This window comes from Microbacterium sp. USHLN272, assembly GCF_037149655.1.
GTDB lineage: Bacteria > Actinomycetota > Actinomycetes > Actinomycetales > Microbacteriaceae > Microbacterium > Microbacterium galbinum.
Window position 1 is genome coordinate 81,960 of record NZ_JBBCRA010000001.1, and the last position, 17,908, is coordinate 99,867.

16 protein-coding genes are annotated in these 17,908 nt (G+C 66.9%); 10 read left to right on the top strand and 6 right to left on the bottom strand.

What is annotated here, in order from left to right; translation table 11 throughout:
* Positions 1 to 52 precede the first annotated feature (52 nt).
* The 5 genes from dnaE (at position 53) to WFJ97_RS00430 (ending at position 7,743) form a co-directional block, all read left to right on the top strand.
* Entirely contained in the window at positions 53 to 3,571 is a 3,519-nt protein-coding gene (gene dnaE / locus WFJ97_RS00410; RefSeq protein ID WP_336640113.1) for a DNA polymerase III subunit alpha, read from the top strand.
* Between the two features lie 66 nt (positions 3,572 to 3,637).
* A complete protein-coding gene (locus WFJ97_RS00415) occupies positions 3,638 to 4,906 on the top strand; it encodes a hypothetical protein (RefSeq protein WP_336640114.1) in 1,269 nt (422 codons plus the stop codon).
* Position 4,907: 1 nt separating this feature from the next.
* Complete coding sequence (gene hisD / locus WFJ97_RS00420; RefSeq protein ID WP_336640115.1) at positions 4,908 to 6,212, top strand: histidinol dehydrogenase; 1,305 nt, start codon at positions 4,908 to 4,910, stop codon at positions 6,210 to 6,212.
* Between the two features lie 9 nt (positions 6,213 to 6,221).
* The gene (gene nrdR, locus WFJ97_RS00425) at positions 6,222 to 6,692 is read left to right on the top strand and encodes a transcriptional regulator NrdR (protein ID WP_247622100.1); all 471 of its coding nucleotides are present in this window, start codon (positions 6,222 to 6,224) and stop codon (positions 6,690 to 6,692) included.
* Between the two features lie 10 nt (positions 6,693 to 6,702).
* Positions 6,703 to 7,743, top strand: coding sequence for a quinone-dependent dihydroorotate dehydrogenase (locus WFJ97_RS00430; RefSeq protein WP_336640116.1), 1,041 nt, complete (start codon positions 6,703 to 6,705; stop codon positions 7,741 to 7,743).
* 65 nt (positions 7,744 to 7,808) lie between these two features.
* Here WFJ97_RS00430 and WFJ97_RS00435 read toward each other — a convergent pair whose 3' ends face one another.
* Positions 7,809 to 8,381 (bottom strand): DUF3043 domain-containing protein, encoded by a 573-nt coding sequence (locus WFJ97_RS00435; RefSeq protein WP_247622102.1) that lies wholly within the window; start codon positions 8,379 to 8,381, stop codon positions 7,809 to 7,811.
* A gap of 46 nt (positions 8,382 to 8,427) precedes the next feature.
* Between WFJ97_RS00435 and WFJ97_RS00440 the strand changes: the two genes are divergently transcribed.
* The 5 genes from WFJ97_RS00440 (at position 8,428) to WFJ97_RS00460 (ending at position 13,473) form a co-directional block, all read left to right on the top strand.
* The gene (locus tag WFJ97_RS00440) at positions 8,428 to 9,837 is read left to right on the top strand and encodes a dipeptidase (RefSeq protein WP_336640117.1); all 1,410 of its coding nucleotides are present in this window, start codon (positions 8,428 to 8,430) and stop codon (positions 9,835 to 9,837) included.
* A 102-nt stretch (positions 9,838 to 9,939) separates the two neighbouring features.
* Positions 9,940 to 10,302 (top strand): iron-sulfur cluster insertion protein ErpA, encoded by a 363-nt coding sequence (gene erpA, locus WFJ97_RS00445; RefSeq protein ID WP_247622104.1) that lies wholly within the window; start codon positions 9,940 to 9,942, stop codon positions 10,300 to 10,302.
* 96 nt (positions 10,303 to 10,398) lie between these two features.
* A complete protein-coding gene (gene ctaC, locus WFJ97_RS00450; RefSeq protein WP_247622105.1) occupies positions 10,399 to 11,298 on the top strand; it encodes an aa3-type cytochrome oxidase subunit II in 900 nt (299 codons plus the stop codon).
* Between the two features lie 3 nt (positions 11,299 to 11,301).
* Complete coding sequence (gene ctaD, locus WFJ97_RS00455; protein ID WP_247622106.1) at positions 11,302 to 13,035, top strand: aa3-type cytochrome oxidase subunit I; 1,734 nt, start codon at positions 11,302 to 11,304, stop codon at positions 13,033 to 13,035.
* A 3-nt stretch (positions 13,036 to 13,038) separates the two neighbouring features.
* Positions 13,039 to 13,473, top strand: coding sequence for a cytochrome c oxidase subunit 4 (locus tag WFJ97_RS00460; RefSeq protein WP_247622107.1), 435 nt, complete (start codon positions 13,039 to 13,041; stop codon positions 13,471 to 13,473).
* Positions 13,474 to 13,524: 51 nt separating this feature from the next.
* Here the strand turns inward: WFJ97_RS00460 and WFJ97_RS00465 are convergent, their stop codons facing one another.
* From WFJ97_RS00465 to qcrA, 5 genes are all read right to left on the bottom strand, one after another.
* Positions 13,525 to 13,944: a rhodanese-like domain-containing protein gene (locus WFJ97_RS00465; RefSeq protein WP_336640118.1), complete on the bottom strand. Its 420-nt coding sequence runs from the start codon at positions 13,942 to 13,944 to the stop codon at positions 13,525 to 13,527.
* Positions 13,945 to 13,984: 40 nt separating this feature from the next.
* The gene (locus WFJ97_RS00470; RefSeq protein WP_336640119.1) at positions 13,985 to 14,533 is read right to left on the bottom strand and encodes a GNAT family N-acetyltransferase; all 549 of its coding nucleotides are present in this window, start codon (positions 14,531 to 14,533) and stop codon (positions 13,985 to 13,987) included.
* A 2-nt stretch (positions 14,534 to 14,535) separates the two neighbouring features.
* On the bottom strand, positions 14,536 to 14,943 hold the full coding sequence (locus tag WFJ97_RS00475) for a RidA family protein (protein ID WP_336640120.1): 408 nt from the start codon (positions 14,941 to 14,943) through the stop codon (positions 14,536 to 14,538).
* 77 nt (positions 14,944 to 15,020) lie between these two features.
* A complete protein-coding gene (qcrB, locus tag WFJ97_RS00480; RefSeq protein WP_336640121.1) occupies positions 15,021 to 16,835 on the bottom strand; it encodes a cytochrome bc1 complex cytochrome b subunit in 1,815 nt (604 codons plus the stop codon).
* Positions 16,832 to 17,908, bottom strand: coding sequence for a cytochrome bc1 complex Rieske iron-sulfur subunit (gene qcrA / locus WFJ97_RS00485; protein WP_247631967.1), 1,077 nt, complete (start codon positions 17,906 to 17,908; stop codon positions 16,832 to 16,834). The genes qcrB and qcrA overlap by 4 nt, the downstream gene beginning before the upstream one ends.

Sequence of the window (17,908 nt, forward strand, 5' to 3'; positions counted from 1 at the left end):
CGCGGAGCCCGATCGGCGACCCGATGTCGGACGCCGAAAGTAGACTCGAACCATGGCATCCGACTCCTTCGTCCACCTGCACGTGCACAGCGAGTACTCGATGCTCGACGGGGCGGCGAAGATCAACGCGATGACCCAGGCGGCCGCGGAATACGGCATGCCGGCGATCGCCGTCACCGATCACGGCAACACCTTCGCGGCCTTCGAGTTCTACAATGCGGCGCGCAACGCGGGGGTCAAGCCCATCATCGGGCTCGAGGCGTACATGACGCCGGGCACCCACCGCAGCGACAAGACGCGCGTGCAGTGGGGATCGCCCGACCAGAAGAGCGATGACGTGTCGGGTTCGGGCGCCTACACCCACATGACGATGTGGAGCCAGAGCACCGAGGGCATGCACAACCTCTTCCGCATCAGCTCGCGGTCGAGCATGGAGGGGTACTACTTCAAGCCCCGCATGGACCGAGAACTGCTGCAGACGTACGGCAAGGGGCTGATCGCGACGACCGGATGCCCGTCGGGCGAGGTGCAGACGCGACTGCGCCTCGGGCAGTACGACGCGGCGCGCGCGGCGGCCGCCGAGTTCCAGGACATCTTCGGCAAGGAGAACTACTTCGCCGAGATCATGGATCACGGGCTCTCGATCGAGCGTCGGGTGATGACCGACCTGCTGCGTCTGGCGAAAGACCTCCACATCCCGCTGGTCGCGACGAACGACTCGCACTACACCCACCAGCACGAGGCCGACGCCCACGAGGCCCTACTGTGCGTGCAGTCGGGATCGACGCTCGACGATCCCAATCGCTTCAAGTTCGACGGCGACGGCTACTACATCAAGACCGCGGCCGAGATGCGTCAGCTGTTCCGCGATCACCCCGAGGCGTGCGACAACACGCTCCTGATCGCCGAGCGCTGCGAGGTGGAGTTCAACACCGCGGCGAACTACATGCCGCGCTTCCCCGTGCCCGACGGCGAGACCGAGGACAGCTGGCTCGTCAAAGAGGTCGAGGCCGGTCTCCACTACCGCTACCCGGGCGGCATCCCCGACAAGGTGCGCAAGCAGGCCGAGTACGAGACCGGCATCATCCTCCAGATGGGCTTCCCCGGATACTTCCTCGTCGTCGCCGACTTCATCAACTGGGCGAAGGACAACGGCATCCGGGTCGGTCCGGGTCGTGGTTCCGGTGCGGGATCGATGGTCGCGTACGCGATGAGGATCACGGACCTCGACCCTCTCGAGCACGGTCTCATCTTCGAGCGCTTCCTCAACCCGGATCGTGTCTCGATGCCCGACTTCGACGTCGACTTCGATGACCGTCGCCGCGGCGAAGTCATCGAGTACGTGACCAAGAAGTACGGCTCGGAGCGCGTCGCGCAGATCGTCACCTACGGCACGATCAAGTCCAAGCAGGCTCTCAAGGACGCGGGGCGCGTGCTCGGGTTCCCGTTCAGCATGGGCGAGCGTCTGACCAAGGCGATGCCGCCCCCCGTGATGGGCAAGGACATGCCCCTCGACGGAATGTTCGACTCGGCCCACCCCCGCTATAAAGAGGCGAGCGAGTTCCGTGCGCTGATCGACACGGATCCCGAGGCGAAGACGGTCTTCGACCGTGCGCTCGGTCTCGAGGGCCTCAAGCGCCAGTGGGGCGTGCACGCGGCCGGTGTCATCATGTCGTCCGACCCGCTGCTCGACATCATCCCGATCATGCGCCGCGAGCAGGACGGGCAGATCGTCACGCAGTTCGACTACCCGTCGTGCGAGTCGCTCGGCCTGATCAAGATGGACTTCCTGGGGCTGCGCAACCTCACGATCATCTCCGATGCGCTCGACAACATCCGTATGAACAGGGGAGAGGAGCTCGACCTCGAGCACCTCGCTCTCGATGATCAGGGCGCGTACGACCTGCTCGCGCGAGGAGAGTCGCTCGGCGTGTTCCAGCTCGACGGCGGACCGATGCGGTCGCTCATGCGACTGATGAAGCCCGACAACTTCGGTGACATCTCGGCGCTCATCGCGCTCTACCGCCCGGGTCCCATGGGGGCGAACTCTCACACGAACTACGCGCTGCGCAAGAACGGCCAGCAGCCCATCACGCCGATCCACCCGGAGTTCACCGATTCACTCGCAGACATCCTCGAGGAGTCCTACGGTCTGATCATCTACCAGGAGCAGGTGATGGCGATCGCCCAGCGCGTCGCCGGGTTCTCGCTCGGTCAGGCAGACATCCTCCGGCGTGCGATGGGCAAGAAGAAGAAGTCCGAGCTCGACAAGCAGTTCGCGGGCTTCCAGGCGGGAATGCACGCCAACGGATACTCCGACGGGGCCGTCAATGCGCTCTGGGAGATCCTGCTTCCGTTCTCCGACTACGCCTTCAACAAAGCGCACTCCGCCGCCTACGGAGTCGTCTCGTACTGGACCGCCTACCTGAAGGCGCATTACCCGGCCGAGTACATGGCTGCGCTGCTCACCAGCGTCGGCGACTCCAAGGACAAGATGGCTCTCTATCTCAACGAGTGCCGCCGCATGGGTATCAAGGTGCTGCCGCCCGATGTGTCGGAGTCGATCAACTACTTCGCGGCCGTCGGCGACGACATCCGCTTCGGGCTCGGCGCGGTGCGCAACGTCGGAACCAACGTCGTCGAGGGCATCGTGCAGGCGCGGAAGGATGAGCGCTTCACCTCGTTCCACCACTTCCTCGACAAGGTCCCGCTGCACGTCGCGAACAAGCGCACGGTCGAGTCTCTCATCAAGGCCGGTGCCTTCGACACGATGGGCGACTCCCGTCGTGCGCTCGTCGAGATCCACGAGGACGCCGTCGAGGCCGCCGTCGACCGCAAGCGGAACGAAGCCCAGGGCGCGATCGGCTTCGACTTCGACAGCCTGTACGACGGTATGGAGGAGGCTGCGCCGGCGAAGGTCCCGGCGCGCCCGGAATGGATCAAGAAGGACAAGCTCGCGTTCGAGCGGGAGATGCTGGGGCTCTACGTCTCCGATCACCCGCTGGCCGGACTCGAGGTTCCGCTCGCGAAGCACGCCTCCATCTCGATCCACGACCTCAACAACTCCGAGGACCTCCAGGACGGCGACCAGGTCACCGTCGCGGGTCTTGTGACGAGTGTCCAGCATCGCGTGGCGAAGGCGAGCGGGAACCCGTACGGCATGATCACGGTCGAGGACTTCAACGGCGAGGTCACCGTGATGTTCATGGGAAAGACGTACACCGAGTTCCAGCACGTCCTCCAGCAGGATTCGATCCTCGCCGTGCGCGGGCGCGTCTCGCGACGCGACGACGGGCTCAACCTCCACGCGCAGTCCGCATTCGCTCCCGACGTCGGGTCGTTCGACGCCGCGGGGCCGCTCGCCCTCGTGCTCGCCGAGCAGCGTGCCACGGAGCGCGTGATGCACGAGCTCGCCGACGTGCTCCGGCGCCACTCGGGTGAAACCGAGGTCCTCCTGCGCGTGCATCGCGGCGGCACCGCGAAGGTGTTCGAAGTGCCCATGCCCGTGAAGGTCTCCGCCGATCTGTTCGGTGACCTCAAGTCGCTCCTCGGGCCGGGCTGCCTGGGCTGAGCGGGTAGTATCAGGACGCGTCGGAACGCGCCTCCCCCTCTGCGCGTCGTGACGAAAGGAAGACCCATGAGTACCGATATCCCCGACAACGCGGATGCCGAGAACGAGGCGTTCCTCGATGATGACGGTGTCCTGTACGACGAAGAGGTCACGCCGGAGTTCGGCATCCTCGGGTTCACCCTCCGGGAGCTCTCGATCGCCGGCGTCTGGCTCATCGCCTTCGTCGTCTCCTTCTTCCCGCTGACCGGTGGCACCTCCATCTGGGGAGCGGGTATCCAGTGGATCCTGCCGATCGGCGTGCCGACGGCAGCCGTGTTCCTGCTCGTGCTGCGGCGGTTCTCGCCCGACGGCATCCGCCGAGTCGGCTCCCTCGGGATCGATCAGTTCGCATCGGTCGCCTTCACCGTCTCGGCGGTGACGTGGATCAGCGCGCTGTGGTCATCGATCGCCGCGGCGATCGAGTTCGGTGTCTGGACCCTCAACTGGGTCGGCATCGTGCAGCTCCTCGCTTCCCTCGCGCTGGTCGCGCTGACGGTCTTCGCTCCGATCATCCCGGGCCTGAAAGAGGACTTCCACGGCCGGCTCGTCACTCTCGCGCATCGCAACGCGAACCCGGTGCGCCCGGTGATCGCCCGCCCGCGGGCCGAGCGCGCCGCCCCCGCCGATGCGGAGGGCGCCGCCGCACCCGAGACATTCGCACCCGAGACATTCGCGCCCGAGCCGGACGCGAACGAGCAGGTCGCGCCCGATTCCGTTTCGGCCCACGACGGATCCTGGGACGGTGCAGAGCCGCCGACCACGCGACGTGCCGCTCTCGACACCGACACCCCCGACGGCTATGCGACCGACGAGATCGCGCGCTTCGATCTGCCGCAGCAGGTGCCGCTGGTCGCGCACGCCTCGGGTGGAGGAACCGGTACCGAGGAAGCGGTCGCCGAGGAGGAATACACCCCGTCGTACTCCCGTCGCTCCCGTACCCCCGAGATCATCTCCGACACCGGTGAGATCGAGTCCTTCCTCGAAGAGGTCGCCGAACCGGTGCCGGCTCCGGCCAGCGCGGCAGCGGAGCACCCGACCGACGTGTTCGGCGACGAGTCCGTCGTCACGGATCCCGAGGCGACCCGTCCCCGCGATTACGCGCAGGCCGCGCAGCCCTTCTGGATCCTCGCTCCGTCCGAGCGCGACGTGCACGACGAGCGCGGCGAGGCGATCTTCCGCATCGGCCCGCAGGCCTGGGCGCTCGTGATCGAGGACCGCGGTGGCGCCTTCGTCGTCCGGCACGATGACGGCCGCATCGGATACCTCCACGACATCTCCGGCATCACGAAGGGCTGAAGTGCGAATCATCGATCTGCGGGGGCGCGAGCTCTCGCCGGCAGACATGCTTGCGGCCGTGCCGCGGGCGACCCAGGCACGCGCCGAGGCGCTCGACACGGCTGCGCGGCTCGTCGACGACGTGCGCACGCAGGGGGAGTCCGCACTGCGTGATCAGGCGGAGCGCTTCGACCGCGTCACCGAGCACGCGATCCGCGTTCCGGCCGAGCACATCTCGGAAGCGCTCGACGCGCTCGCACCCGAGGTGCGCGCCGCACTCGAAGAGGCGATCCGCCGCGTGCGTCTCGCCTCCGCTGCCCAGGTGCCCGCGGATCAGACGACCCTTCTCGGTCCGGGTGCGCGCATCGTGCAGCGGTGGCAGCCCGTCAGCCGCGTGGGTGTGTACATCCCCGGGGGCAAGGCGGTGTATCCGTCGAGCGTCATCATGAACGTGGTTCCGGCGCAGGTCGCCGGCGTCACGCAGATCGCCCTCGCCTCGCCGCCTCAGGCCGACCAGGGCGGGCGCGTCCACCCGACGATCCTCGGAGCGGCCGCACTGCTCGGCATCAGCGAGGTCTACGCGATGGGAGGCGCCGGTGCGATCGGCGCGTTCGCGTGGGGCGTCCCCGGCGTCGGGCTCGATCCCGTCGACGTGGTGTCCGGTCCGGGCAACAACTACGTGGCCTCCGCGAAGCGGGCGGTCGCGGGTGTGGTCGGGACGGATGCCGAGGCGGGAGCGACCGAGATCCTCGTCGTCGCCGATGCGTCCGCCGACGCCCGTCTCGTCGCCGCCGACCTCGTCAGCCAGGCCGAGCACGACGAGCAGGCCTCCGCGGTGCTCGTCACCGATTCCGAAGACCTCGCCGCTCGAGTGGCGCACGACGTCGCGGCTCAGGGAGCTGCCACCCGGCACAGTGACCGGGTGTCCGCCGCTCTCGACGGACCGCAGTCCGCGATCGTGCTCGTCGACGATCGTGCGATGGCGGCGGCCTTCAGCAACGCGTACGCACCCGAGCACCTCGAACTGCACCTCACCGACGCCGAGGCCGCGGCATCCGCCTTCACCAGCGCGGGCGCCGTTTTCGTCGGCGACCAGACGCCGGTCAGCCTGGGCGACTACATGGCCGGCAGCAACCACGTGCTGCCGACGGGGGGACAGGCGCGGTACGCGCCGGGCCTCGGCGCCTACACGTTCCTGCGCCCGCAGCAGGTGATCTCCTACGACCGGACCGCTCTCGCCGAGGTGCGCGACGGCGTGGTCGCGCTGGCGAACAGCGAGATCCTCCCCGCGCACGGCGAGGCGATCGAAGCACGATTCACGGAGTAGGTTGTACGGATGCATTGCCCCTTCTGCCGTCATCCCGATTCGCGTGTGATCGACTCGCGCACGAGCGACGACGGCCTCTCGATCCGCCGACGCCGACAGTGCCCCGAGTGCGGTGGACGGTTCACGACCACTGAGACAGCCAGCCTGAACGTGATCAAGCGCTCGGGCGTGATGGAGCCGTTCAGCCGGGAGAAGGTCATCTCCGGTGTCCGCAAGGCCTGCCAGGGCCGACCGGTCACCGAAGCGGACCTCGCGATCCTGGCGCAGCGCGTCGAAGAGGCCGTTCGACAGACGGGTGTCTCGCAGCTCGACACGAACGAGATCGGACTCGCCATCCTCGGCCCGCTCCGCGATCTCGACGAGGTGGCGTTCCTCCGCTTTGCGAGCGTGTATCAGGCCTTCGACTCGCTCGAGGACTTCGAATCCGCGATCACCGATCTCCGAGCCGACCACGCGAAGGCGGAGTCCGCCGACCGGTAATCTGGCAGTGATGTATCCGCTGCTCTTCCGCGCTGTCCTCTCGCGCTTCGATCCCGAGTTCGCCCACCACGCCGGCATGGCGGTGATCCGTGTGCTCGGTGTGCCGCCGTTCTCGACCGTCACCCGCTCGCTCACGCATCCCGATCCGTCGCTGCAGGTGAAGGCCCTCGGGCTGACCTTCCCGTCGCCGTTCGGCATCGCTGCGGGCTTCGACAAGAACGCGGTCGGCGTGCGCGGATTCGCTGCACTCGGATTCGGTCACGTCGAGGTCGGGACGATCACGGCGATCCCGCAGGACGGGAACCCGAAGCCACGGCTTTTCCGGCTCGTGCCCGACCGTGCGGTGATCAACCGGATGGGCTTCAACAACAAGGGAGCGGATGCCGCCGCACGGCGGCTCTCGAGGCTGCGGCGCGGTACCCCGAACACCGTCATCGGCGTGAACATCGGCAAGAGCCGTGTCGTCGACGTCGAGGACGCGACCGCGGACTACGTCGCCTCGGCCACCCGGCTCGCGCCGCTCGCCGATTACCTCGCCGTGAACGTCTCGTCGCCGAACACGCCGGGACTCCGCGGTCTGCAGGCGGTCGAGACACTGGCCCCGCTGCTGCGCGCCGTGCGCGACGCCTCGGGTGCGACGCCGCTGCTGGTGAAGATCGCCCCCGATCTCCCCGACGAGGAGATCACCGCGATCGCTCAGATGGCCGTCGCCGAGGGACTCGCGGGGATCATCGCCCACAACACCACGATCAGTCGAGACGGATTGCGCACCGACCCCGCGATCGTCGCCTCGGCCGGAGCGGGCGGACTGTCGGGGGCGCCGCTGAAGGAACGGTCGCTCCAGGTGCTGCGCGTCGTACGCGCCGCGGTGCCCGCGGACTTCTGCGTCATCGCGGTGGGGGGAGTGGAGACGGCCTCCGACGTCGAGGAGCGCCTGGCGGCCGGCGCGACGCTGGTGCAGGGATACACGGCGTTCCTCTACCGCGGTCCGCTCTGGGCCCGTCAGATCAATCGCGGACTCCGGAACCGCCTACCTCTGTCGCAGGGCTGACGCCCCTACGAGGAACGCCTCGTCTCCGCAGGGAGACGAGGCGTTCCTTCGTGAACGGGACCGGATCAGTCGGGGTACTGGCCGCGCTTGACCTGCGGCTTCGGCAGGCGCATGAAGCGCATCTGCAGCGAACGCATCGCGGCGTACCAGCCGAGGCCGCGTTCCATGCGCTCCTGTCCGAACTTCGCGGCGACCTTGCGCTTCACGCGGATGCCGAGGAGGATCATGCCGCCGATCGCGATGACGAGGTACGCCATCATCACGAGGTAGGCGTAGTAGGAGACCAGAGTGCTGAACGGCACGAGCGTCGCGAGGATCACGAGCACCATCACGGCCATCACGAATTCGGCGGGGTGCCAGCCGGCATCCACGTAGTCGCGCACCCAGCGGCGCTGCGGGCCCTTGTCGCGGGCCGGGAGGTACTTCTCCTCACCCGCGGCCATACCGGCCTGTGCGCGGGCTCGTCGCTCGTTGAGCTCGGCGCGGGCCGCGGCCTTGGCCTCTTTGGTGTTGGCCACGAGGGGGCGACGGCGGGCGGCCTCCTGCTCGGCGCGGCTCGGCGTCGCCCGGCCCTTTCCTACGGCGGGCGTCTCGGCGGCGTCGTCGTTCGTCGAAGGGGATGCAGGAGTAGTGGCCACGAGGTTCCTCGGTTCGCTGACGGGGGATCACCTTAAGATTACTCGCATGACCTCTGCTGAGATTCCCCCTGTCTCCGAAACGGACATCCTCGAGGCGGTGGCGACCGGGAACCCGGCCGCGCTGTCGGACCTCGGGCACCTCGTCCGCATCCCGGGAATGGCCTGGCCGGCGTTCGATCAGACCCAGCTCGAGCGCAGTGCCGAGGCCGTAGCGGCGCTCGCGACGGACACCGGCGTCTTCGACGAGGTGCGCATCCTCCGTGCCGACATCCCCGGAACGGACGAGCAGGGACAGCCCGCCGTCCTGGCGACCCGTGCGGCCCGGAACGGGCGTCCCACGATCCTGCTCTACGCGCACCACGACGTGCAGCCTCCCGGGGATGACGCGCTCTGGGAGACACCGCCGTTCGAGCCGACCGTGCGCGACGGTCGCCTCTATGGGCGGGGAGCGGCCGACGACAAGGCAGGGATCATGGCGCACATAGCCTCCATCCGCGCCGCGGCGGAGGTGATCGGCGACGACCTCGATCTCGGGATCGCGATGTTCATCGAAGGCGAGGAGGAGTACGGCTCGCGCTCGTTCGCGCAGTTCCTCTCCGACAACAAGGAAGCTCTGCGTGCCGATGCGATCGTCGTCGCCGATTCGGGCAACTGGGATTCGACGACGCCCGGACTCACCGTGTCGCTGCGGGGGAACGCGCGGTTCACGATGCGCGTCCGCACCCTCGACCACGCCTCGCACTCGGGGATGTTCGGTGGGGCGGTGCCCGACGCGATGATGGCGACCGTCACGCTCCTCTCGACGCTGTGGAACGCCGACGGCTCGGTGGCCGTGGACGGGATGACGGAACGGGAAGCGGCGACACCGGAGTACACCGAGGAGACGTTGCGCGATGAGGCCGGGCTCCTGCCCGGCACGATGCCCATCGGCGGGGGCACGATCCTCAGCCGCATCTGGAACAAGCCGTCGGTCACCGTGATCGGCATCGACGCCACGAGCGTGGCCGCGGCATCCAACACGCTCCTCCCCGAAGTGACGGTCGTCATCAGCGCCCGCGTCGCACCGGGCCAGACCGGGCAGGAAGCGTACGAGGCTCTGGAACGTCACCTGCGTGCGCACGCCCCGTTCGGCGCGGAGCTGACGTTCTCCGACGTCGACCTGGGTAACGGTTTCCTCGTCGACACCTCCGGATGGGCGGTCGCGCTCACACGCGACGCCATGCGAGACGGGTACGGCGTCCCTCCCGTCGATCTGGGCGTCGGCGGCTCCATCCCGTTCATCGCCGACCTGGTGCGGGAGTTCCCCGAGGCGCAGATCCTCGTCACCGGCGTGGAGGATCCGCACTCCCGCGCCCACAGCCCGAACGAGTCGCTGCATCTCGATACCTTCCGCAACGCGGTCGCGACCGAAGCGCTCCTGCTGGCTCGGATGAACGCTCTCACGCTCCCGCAGTGACCCTCAGTCGCATGGTTCTCCCCGGATCTCGCCGACTTCGCCGAGGGCGGCGGTAGAATTGCGGGGAAAGCCGTGCGACTGCGGCCCGTCACAAGGAGCGACATGAGCGACACCACCCTGACCTCAGAGACCACCAAGGCCCACGGCATCAGCCTCACCGACGCGGCCGCGACCAAGGTGAAGAACCTGCTCGAGCAGGAGGGTCGCGACGACCTTCGCCTGCGCGTCGCCGTCCAGCCCGGCGGATGCTCCGGCCTGATCTACCAGCTCTACTTCGACGAGCGCTACCTCGAGGGCGACGAGACCGTCGACTTCGACGGCGTCGAGGTCATCGTCGACAACATGAGCGTGCCGTACCTCGATGGTGCATCCATCGATTTCAAGGATTCCATCTCGGAGCAGGGCTTCACGATCGACAACCCCAACGCGGCCGGCAGCTGCGCCTGCGGCGACAGCTTCCACTGAGCGGAACCACCCCGTCAACCTGCGTGGTTGGCATGAATCGGGTGTGAGGTTGCTCTAGACTTGGGTGTGCCCTATCCGCAATCTGAAAGGTGCATCGTGCCCTCGAAACGCCGCCGCCTTCGTTGGGCCGCACTCCCTCTGGGAGTCGCGGCAGCTGTGGCCCTGGCGGGATGTACCACCGCCGAGCTGAACGGCTATCTCCCCGGCTTCGTCGATGATGGCCCCGCTGCCACCAACCAGACCGAGCGCGTGTCGTCGCTCTGGGTGAACTCCTGGATCGTCCTTCTCGCCGTCGGTGTCATCACCTGGGGCCTCATGGCCTGGGCTGCGATCGCATACCGCCGTCGCAAGGGCCAGACGGGTCTTCCCGTCCAGATGCGCTACAACATGCCGATCGAGATCTTCTACACGATCGTGCCGCTGATCCTCGTGCTCGGGATGTTCTTCTTCACCGCCCGCGACCAGGCCGCGATCGAGACGCAGTGGGACGACCCCGACGTCGAGATCACCGCGATCGCGAAGCAGTGGGCGTGGGACTTCCAGTACGACGCCGACTCCGAGGACGACACCGTCTGGACGATGGGTATTCAGGCCCAGCCCGACGCCGAGGGCAACATCGACCAGTCGCAGCTGCCGACCCTGGTGCTCCCGGTCGACCAGAAGGTCACGATCAAGCTGCAGTCCCGCGACGTCATCCACTCCTTCTGGATCATCGACTTCCTCTACAAGAAGGACATGTACATCGGCAAGGACAACTCCTGGTCGTTCATCCCCACCCGCGTGGGGGAGTACGCCGGGAAGTGTGCCGAGCTCTGCGGCGAGTACCACTCGATGATGCTCTTCAACGTGAAGGTCGTCGAGCAGGACGAGTACGACGCGTACCTCGAGACCCTCAAGGACAAGGGCAACACGGGAGACATCACGGACGCTTACGACCGTCTGTCGAACTACCCCGGCACGACCCCGAAGAACGACTCCGAAGAAGGAGAGGAGTAAGCCATGTCGACGACTGAAGCACCCCGCACCGACGAGGCGAACCGCTCCCGTCCCACGACTCTGCCCCCGCGCCAGGCCTCGCTCATGAGCTCTTCGCGCGTCGAGCAGAAGGGCAACATCGTCGTCAAGTGGATCACCTCCACCGACCACAAGACGATCGGGTACATGTACCTCATCGCGTCGGTGCTGTTCTTCCTCCTCGGAGGAGTGATGGCCCTCGTCATCCGCGCCGAGCTCTTCGCTCCGGGTATGCAGATCATCCCGACGAAGGAGCAGTACAACCAGCTGTTCACGATGCACGGCACCATCATGCTGCTGATGTTCGCGACGCCGCTGTTCGCGGGTTTCGCCAACGCGATCCTGCCCCTGCAGATCGGCGCCCCCGACGTCGCGTTCCCGCGTCTGAACGCCTTCGCCTTCTGGCTCTTCCTGTTCGGATCGACGATCGCCGTCGCCGGCTTCCTCACCCCTCAGGGCGCGGCATCCTTCGGATGGTTCGCCTACCAGCCCCTCGCGAGCGCCTCGTTCTCGCCGGGAGCGGGTGGAAACCTGTGGATGCTCGGACTCGGAATCTCGGGATTCGGCACCATCCTCGGCGCGGTGAACTTCATCACCACGATCATCACGATGCGTGCACCGGGCATGACGATGTGGCGCATGCCGATCTTCTCCTGGAACACGCTCGTCACGAGCCTCCTGATCCTGATGGCATTCCCGGTCCTCGCGGCCGCGATCTTCGCCGCCGGCGCCGACCGCGTGCTCGGTGCCCACATCTACGACCCGGCCAACGGCGGCGTCCTGCTCTGGCAGCACCTGTTCTGGTTCTTCGGGCACCCCGAGGTCTACATCATCGCGCTGCCATTCTTCGGCATCGTCTCGGAGATCTTCCCGGTCTTCAGCCGCAAGCCGATCTTCGGTTACAAGACGCTCGTCTACGCGACGATCGCGATCGCCGCGCTCTCCGTGGCCGTGTGGGCTCACCACATGTACGTCACCGGATCCGTGCTGCTCCCGTTCTTCGCGCTGATGACGATGCTCATCGCCGTGCCGACGGGTGTGAAGATCTTCAACTGGATCGGCACGATGTGGCGAGGGTCCGTGACCTTCGAGACTCCGATGGTCTTCTCGCTCGGCTTCCTCGTCTCGTTCGTCTTCGGCGGTCTGACGGGTGTCATCCTGGCGGCCCCGCCGCTCGACTTCGCTCTGTCTGACTCCTACTTCGTCGTGGCGCACTTCCACTACGTCGTCTTCGGAACCGTCGTGTTCGCGATGTTCGCCGGCTTCTACTTCTGGTGGCCGAAGTGGACCGGACGCATGCTCAACGAGCGTCTCGGCTACGTCCACTTCTGGATGCTGTTCATCGGCTTCCACATGACCTTCCTCATCCAGCACTGGCTGGGCGTCGACGGCATGGTGCGTCGTTACGCGGACTACTCCGCTGCCGATGGCTGGACCTGGCAGAACCAGGTCTCCACGATCGGTGCGATGATCCTCGGCGCGTCCATGCTGCCGTTCTTCCTGAACGTCTGGATCACGGCCCGCAAGGCGCCGAAGGTCACCGTCAACGACCCGTGGGGCTACGGAGCATCGCTCGAGTGGGCGACCTCCTGCCCGCCGCCGCGTCACAACTTCACGTCGATCCCGCGCATCCGCAGCGAGCGCCCGGCCTTCGACCTGAATCACCCCGAAGCAGCGGAGTTCGCCACCACGGCTCCGGGCGAGCGAGAGGTCCACTGAGCCATGCGCGACAACGTCATTCTCTGGTGGATTCTCACCGCTTTCTTCGCCCTGGTCGGAGTGATCTACACCGGCTGGCACATCCTCGCGACGCCGGACGACAACTTCGCCATGCGGATCGAGTGGGTCGGCACGACCGCACTGTTCTTCGCCGCCTTCATGGGCGCGATGATCGCGTTCTACCTCGACCGCACGCACAATGCGCAGGGTGGTGAGCTGCCGGAAGACATCCTGACGTCGGACATCGACGACGGCGACCCCGAGCTCGGCGAGTTCAGCCCGTGGTCGTGGTGGCCGCTGGTGCTGGCCGCCTCCGCCGGTGTCTTCGTGGTCGGTCTGGCTGTCGGACACTTCCTCCTGCCGATCGGCCTGGCGATCTTCGTCGTCGCGATCGTCGGCTGGGTGTACGAGTACTACCGCGGTAACTTCGCACGCTGATCGCGCGAACGAATGAAGAGGCCCCCGGGATTCCCGGGGGCCTCTTCTGCGTCACGAACGGCTGCGTATCCGAGGGATTCCGGTGAGCGGGTCGACGGGCCGGCGGTGCACGCCATCCGCATCCTCCACCGGATAACCTTCCCGAGCCCAGTACTCGAATCCGCCGATCATCTCGCGCACCGCGTAGCCGAGGCGGGCGAAGGCGAGGGCCGCCTTCGCGCCGGCGTTGCATCCGGGACTCCAGCAGTAGACGACGACCTCGCTGTCGGCAGGGATCTCTGCAGGCGCTCGGGTCTCGATCTCGCTGTAGTGCATGTGCGTCGCGCCGGCGACGCGTCCCTGGGTCCAGGCTTCGGCGGAGCGCACGTCGATCACGACCAGCGGCTTCCCCGCTCTACGGTCGGCATGGACGTCACTGGCGTCGGTCTCGTAGGCGAGCTTGGCGGCGAAGTAGTCGGCGCGATCGATCATGTCTCTCAGAGTAGGACAGGCACAGGTCTGCCCGCGCTCATCAATCGGTCGCTCGTGGGTCTTTTCCGGCCAGGTGCGTCCGTTCGTCGACCTCGGCCGTCATCTGCACCCGGCGACCGTAGCGATCGATCCCGAGCTGTGCTTCGGTGTCGATCAGAGCTCGCTGGAAAGTCGTCTCGGGGACGCTCTCGAGGAATCCGCAGGTGGCGTAGAACGGTGCGTTCCAGGGCACCTCGGCGTACGTGCGCAGTGTGACACGGGAGTAGCCACGTTCGTGCGCTTCACGCAGGGCGGCGCGCACCAGAGCGCGCCCGTGCCCCTGCCGTCCCGCCGAGGGAATCACCGACAGCTGTTCGAGGTGCGCGTGTCCGTCCGCGTCGAGCACATGCACGAATCCGACGGGGGAGCGCGTGTCCTCGTCTTCGAGGAGCAGGGTGAACCCGGGAGCCGCGAGGCGGGCCGCGCCGTCTTCTGCGTCGGGCCACTCCCAGGCGCCGAGAGCGTCGATGAGAAGGGTATCCGCTGCCGACTCGATCGCCTGCAGGTGTTCGGCGTCGGTCGAGATCGCAGGGCGGATTGTGCCGCTCACCGTCAGTCTCCCTGCACCGCGGCGATCGCCTCGATCTCGACCAGCTGGTCGTCGTACCCGAGCACCGTGACACCGAGAAGGGTGCTCGGGACATCGTGGGATCCGAATGCCGCTTCTACGACGTTCCAGGCGGTGACGAGGTCAGCTTGGCGTGTGGAGGCCACCAGCACGCGCGTGCTGATGACGTCTGTCAGTGCGGCGCCCGACGCGGCGAGAGCGCCCCGCAGGGTCTCGACGCAGCGCGCTGCCTGTGCAGCGTAGTCGCCCGGGGCGGTCGTGGAGCCATCGTCTTCGAGCGGGCAGGCGCCGGCCAGGAAGATGAGGCGTGAGCCGGCGGGAGCCGTCGCGGCATAGGCGTACGGGGTGTCGGCGAGGGAGTCGGAACGGATGAGTCGGACTACGGACGTCATGCTTCGATCCTCCCACGGGAACATCGAAGGGCCCTGTCCGCGTGGACAGGGCCCTTCGAGAGGGGAGCGGCGGGACGTTACTCGCCGTCCTCCGACTTCTTCTTGCGAGGCTTCTTCACGGGCTCGGTCGCGATGACCGTGCTCGGGGTGTTCGGCGTCTCGTCGACGTGGTCCTCGGTCGCCTCGATCGGGGCATCCGGGAATCCGGCGCGCTCGTGAGCTCCCTGGATCTCGGCGACCTCGGTCTCATCGTTGTGAGCCGTGACGTGGTGCTGGTGTTCATCCGCGGCTGCGACCTCGGCCTGAGTGAGGGGCGCGAGACGGTCCTCGAAGAACCAGCGCGACATCGACGACCGGAGGTTCTCCGTCCACGGGATGCGGCCCTTGGCGTTGGGGCGCACGACGAGCGGCTCGTAGCCGTCGACGTCGATGAGCTTCCACCGGTCGTACTGATCGACCGGCTGGTGCACCTCGATGAACTCGCCACCGGGAAGGCGGACGATGCGACCCGACTCGAAGCCGTGGAGAACGATCTCACGATCCTTCTTCTGCAGCGCGATGCAGATGCGCTTGGTCACGAAGTAACCGAGGATCGGCCCGAGGAACAGCAGCGCCTGGAGCGTGTGGATGACACCCTCCATCGTGAGCATGAAGTGCGTCGCGATGAGGTCCGAAGAGGCTGCAGCCCAGAGCACGGCGTAGAAGATGACGCCGGCCACGCCGATGGCGGTGCGGGTCGCCGCGTTGCGCGGACGCTGCGCGATGTGGTGCTCGCGCTTGTCACCGGTGATCCACGCTTCGATGAAGGGGTAGATCGCGACGGCGACGATGAAGAGTCCGAGCACGGCGACCGGAACGAGGATGCCGAACGACCAGGTGTGGTCGAGGAAGACGACGTCCCAGTTCGAGGGCGCCAGACGCAGCGCGCCGTCCGCGAAGCCGATGTACCAGTCGGGCTGGGTTCCGGCGGACACGGGGGAGGGGTCGTAGGGACCGTAGTTCCAGATCGGGTTGATCTGGAAGAAGGTCGCGATCAGCACGATGGTGCCGAAGACGATGAACAGGTATCCGCCCATCTTCGACATGTACACCGGCATCATCGGGTAGCCCACGACGTTGTCGTTCGTGCGGCCGGGGCCGGCGAACTGCGTGTGCTTGTTGATGATCATGAGCATGAGGTGCACGACGATCAGGGCGATCACCAGCATCGGCAGCAGCAGGATGTGCAGCGAGTACAGGCGCCCGACGATGTCGGTACCGGGGAACTCGCCGCCGAAGAGGAGGAACGAGGTCCAGGTGCCGATGAGCGGGAGGCCCTTGACCATGCCGTCGATGATGCGGAGACCGTTACCCGAGAGCAGGTCGTCGGGGAGGGAGTATCCCGTGAAGCCCTCGGCGAGAGCGAGGATGAACAGCACGAAGCCGATCACCCAGTTGAGCTCGCGCGGCTTGCGGAACGCGCCGGTGAAGAACACGCGGAGCATGTGCACGCCGATACCGGCCACGAAGACCAGGGCGGCCCAGTGGTGGATCTGACGGACGAGCAGACCGCCACGGAGGTCGAACGAGATGTGGAGCGACGACTCGAGCGCCGCGGACATCTCGATGCCGCGCATCGGAGCGTACGCACCGGTGTAGTGGGTCTCGACCATCGACGCCTGGAAGAAGAACGTCAGGAAGGTTCCGGACAGGAACACGACGACGAAGCTCCACAGGGCGATCTCACCCAGCATGAACGACCAGTGGTCGGGGAAGATCTTGCGTCCCAGCTCCTTGACGAAGCCGGAGAGGCTGGTGCGCTCATCGATGTAGTTCGACGCGGCGCCGACGAATCGGCCGCCGAGAGGCGCCTTGGTGTCCTTGTCCTCTTTGGACAGCGTTGCGGTGCTCAATGGCGCTCCCAGAAGCTCGGGCCGACGGGCTCGGTGAAGTCACTGCGCGCGACGAGGTAGCCCTCGTCGTCGACGGTGATGGGCAGCTGAGGCAGCGGGCGCGCGGCCGGTCCGAAGATGACCTTGGCGTGATCCGTCACATCGAACTGCGACTGGTGGCAGGGGCAGAGGAGGTGATGGGTCTGCTGCTCGTAGAGCGCGACCGGGCATCCGACGTGGGTGCACACCTTGGAGTAAGCGACGATGCCGTCGTACGACCAGTCCTTGCGGTCCTCGGCCTCGATCAGCTGCTCGGGGCGCAGACGCATCATCAGCACGATGGCCTTCGCCTTCTCCTCGAGGTAGCCGTCGTGGTGGCTCAGCTCGGCCAGGTCGGCCGGAATCACGTGGAAGGCGGAACCGAGCGTGACGTCGGCGGCGCGGATCGGCGTGCCGTCCGGGTCGCGGACGAGGCGCATTCCCTCTTCCCACATGGTGTGCTTGAGCAGGTGCACCGGGTCGCCCGCGTAGGGGTCTTCCGGGGTGGCATGCGGGGCCAGGCCGCGGAACAGCGTCACGCCGGGGATGATCGACGCGACGAGCGCTGCGAACAGCGAGTTGCGGATCATCGTGCGGCGTCCGAAGCCGGACTCCTCGTTGGCGTCGGAGAACGCCTTGATCGCGGCCTCGCGGGTCGAGTCCTTGCCACGCGTGGGGTGACGGTGCTCGATGTGCTCCTTGTCGGACATGAGCGCCTTCGACCAGTGGATCGCTCCGAGGCCGAGGGACAGCAGCGCCAGAGCGATGCCGAGTCCGATGAAGAGGTTGTTCTGACGGATGTCGATGAGAGCACCGCTCTCGATCGGGAACAGCATGTAGGCGGCGACCGCCCAGATGCTGCCCGCGAGAGACAGGTAGAACAGCGTGTAGACCGTGCGGACCGCGGCCTTCTCCGCGCGCGGGTCCTTGTCGGTCATCCGCTCGCGGTGCGGCGGCAGGCCCGGGTTCTGCACAGGGTCGCTGACTGCGACGCCCAGCCCCGGAGAGGGCTGGTAGGCCCTGTCAAGAGCCTGCGAGTCGTCGTCGTGTGCCAT